Here is a 2,924-nt window from a genome sequence, read left to right on the forward strand (position 1 = left end):
GGCTAATGACACCAACAAGTGGCATAAGATGAATAATCGCAACAATTGTGAGTAAAACAGATAGCGTTATTTGCATTTTGAAAGCTTCCTTCAAGCGATTTACTGCACATCAAAGCCTACGCTTCTAATTGCATTAGCTAAAAGCTCATAAGCTAGAGATGACTCAATTCATACCTGACCTTGTGATAGTGCAGCGCTGACAGATGCGTTGGAATCGGTGCATGAATGGCCGCAGTGATTTTCGCCACACAGCTACCGCCGCCTATTCCTGAAACTTTAAATGTATGCATGGTGTCTCTCCAGTTAGTCGAAATGCGCGGTCATAACTGACGGCACCTTTAAGATCAAGCTTTCCATAATGGTAAGTTCAGGCGGGTTTTAAAGTTGCGCGCAACTTTTTAGCCGTGAGATTGACTGCCCATCTCAGTAATCTCTGTGTTCACGGAACACACTTTGCTGACCGTTGGCGCCAAAGGCGATGACTTGGTAATTCTCTTTCTTGCCTGTCTCCATGCCGGGGCTACCCTGAACCATACCGGGTACTGAAAGCCCTACCGTGTCAGGCTGCGGATTTTCCAAGTAAGCGACGATGTCATCGGCCGGCACATGCCCCTCAATTACCACGTCACCGATTAGTGCAGTGTGGCAGGAGGCCATTTCACGAGGCACACCATACTGCTGCTTGATTTCGTTAAGATTGTCGGTATCTACAACGGTGGTCTCAAAGCCATTGGTGTCCAGGTGTTCAACCCAGGACTGGCAGCAGCTGCAGGTAGAGCTCTTATAAATTGTGATGGCTCGGCCTGATGCGTCAGCGATGGCCACAGAGGACGATGCTTCGGAGGGTTCATTAGCCTGTATCGCCAGTGTGGTGACGCCCGCAGCAAGAGCGATTGCGGCAACACCTGCATACAGAGCAAACTTTTTGGTCATCATGATAAATCCTCGATTTGTTTAGTGTATGGATAGTGCCGAGCTCTTGCGGACCTAATTCGGCCTACTAGAGACTTCCGCGCTATCGACTTTGAGTGAACGTAAGATCAAATCTAACTATGTTATTGGCTGATGCAGCCTGAATTGTTCCGCCATGTGCATTCACAATCGACTTAGTAATAGCCAGTCCTAGGCCGGAGCCTTCCTCGGTTCGTTGCCGAGATGCATCTGTTCGATAAAATCGATCAAAGAGGCGTGATATTTGCTCTGTAGAAAGTGTGGCTGCTTCATTTTCAACAGATATAGCGGCGATGTTTTCTTGCTCGCTTAGCTGAATCAAAATGCTGCTATGTGCATTGCCATATTTGATTGAGTTCGAGATCAAGTTACTCAGTGCTCGACATAGCATGAGCTTATTGCCCGGTACGAATGCAGAGCCGGAGACATTTAGGAGCATGCCTTTCTCTGCGGCTAGTGCATCGTAAAACTCGAACAGAGCGAGGACTTCTTGTCGCAAATCTACTTTCTGTAAATTGAGTAGGCTTAAGCCGTGGTCTGCTTTAGCTAAGAAAAGCATGTCCGAGATAATGCGGGCGAGCCGCTCAAATTCTTCTAAGTTGGAGGATAGAACATCTTGATACACACGCAGCTCGCGAGGCTTTGAGAGGCTCACTTGGGTTTGTGTCATTAGGTTGTTGATGGGTGTGCGTAGCTCATGAGCAAGATCAGATGAAAAATCGGATAGCCGGATCACCGCAACTCCAAGCCGATCTAACATGTCATTGAAGGCAATGGCTAATGGCTTTAGCTCTGAAGGTGCATTGTTTACATCAAGCCGACCCGTCAAATTCTGAGCAGATATCCCTTCTGCAACTTTAGCCATGGACTTGGCTGGTCGTAGTCCACGCCATGCCGCTAACCATCCCAAAAGCATGAGGCTTATTGTGCCTATGCCACCAATGAGCAGTAGTTGTTGGCGAAATTCATTCAGAAACTGGATATGGCCAGTGGTCTCAACACCAACAACAATACGGTCGCTCATGAACATTGTTGTTTGTGGATGAGTGGCGATTACTCCACGGTAGTTTTTATGATTCAGCTGCCATTCAGCGAGCGGCAAGTCCACGCTTTGATGAGTAGCTTGGTCAGGTATTTGCGTAGCGATGGTAGTAAGCAGTGGTGTGCCTATTGGTCGCTCAATTTGCACAACTAATCCGTGATGCCCGACTAACGCATCTTTAAGTTGCAGCAGTACCATCGATTCATTATCGGGCATTTGCTGCAGTATATTTCGTATCAATGCCACTTTGCCTTCGAGCAAGCTGCGGTCTTGTGTCTCAAAATGATGTGTCACTAACTGATGAATTACGATGCCCATAATTAATAAAATGAGCGCTGTAAAAGTAGTGAAAATGAAGCTGATGCGTAGGCTAATCGAGTTAGGCAGTCTCTTCATTGTTAATCTCCAAGACATAGCCCATGCCGCGCACTGTTTGAATGAGTCGCGGACTAAAGCCTTGATCAACCTTACTTCGTAAGCGTTTAATAGCGACCTCTATCACGTTGGTGTCGCTATCAAAATTCATGTCCCAAACTTGAGATGCAATCAGTGATCTTGGCAAAATCTCACCTTGCCGCCGCATAAAAAGTTCCAGTAAGGCGAACTCTTTTGCCGTTAAATCGATTCGTTGTCCTGCCCGCATCACTCGCCGACGAAGCAGATCTAACTCAAGGTCGGCGATACAAATTACAACCTCTTCGCGATGCTGCCCTCTGCGTAACAGTCCCTTGATGCGAGCAAGGAGTTCGGCAAATGCAAATGGTTTGACGAGATAGTCATCGGCTCCACGCTCTATGCCTTTAATTCGATCTTCTACTTGATCTTTAGCTGTTAAAAAGAGCACAGGTAGTGACTGATCAATCGCTCTAATTGCGGCTAGTACCGACCAACCATCCAGCCCTGGCAGCATCACATCTAGAATAATGAGGTC

Annotated in this window: 4 protein-coding genes; all 4 read right to left on the minus strand. The window is 47.1% G+C overall.

Features of this window, described 5'->3' with window-relative positions; genetic code table 11:
• Positions 1-152: 152 nt before the first annotated feature.
• Positions 153-290: a hypothetical protein gene (locus tag AC3DKE_RS10795; protein ID WP_487990685.1), complete on the minus strand. Its 138-nt coding sequence runs from the start codon at positions 288-290 to the stop codon at positions 153-155.
• 133 nt (positions 291-423) lie between these two features.
• Entirely contained in the window at positions 424-936 is a 513-nt protein-coding gene (locus AC3DKE_RS10800; RefSeq protein ID WP_116209000.1) for a DUF411 domain-containing protein, read from the minus strand.
• Between the two features lie 79 nt (positions 937-1,015).
• Positions 1,016-2,389, minus strand: coding sequence for a heavy metal sensor histidine kinase (locus AC3DKE_RS10805; protein ID WP_487990688.1), 1,374 nt, complete (start codon positions 2,387-2,389; stop codon positions 1,016-1,018).
• Positions 2,373-2,924: winged helix-turn-helix domain-containing protein (locus AC3DKE_RS10810; RefSeq protein WP_487990686.1), on the minus strand; the 552-nt coding region annotated here is incomplete at its 5' end. The genes AC3DKE_RS10805 and AC3DKE_RS10810, both read right to left, overlap by 17 nt.

Source organism: Paraperlucidibaca sp. (genome assembly GCF_982810325.1).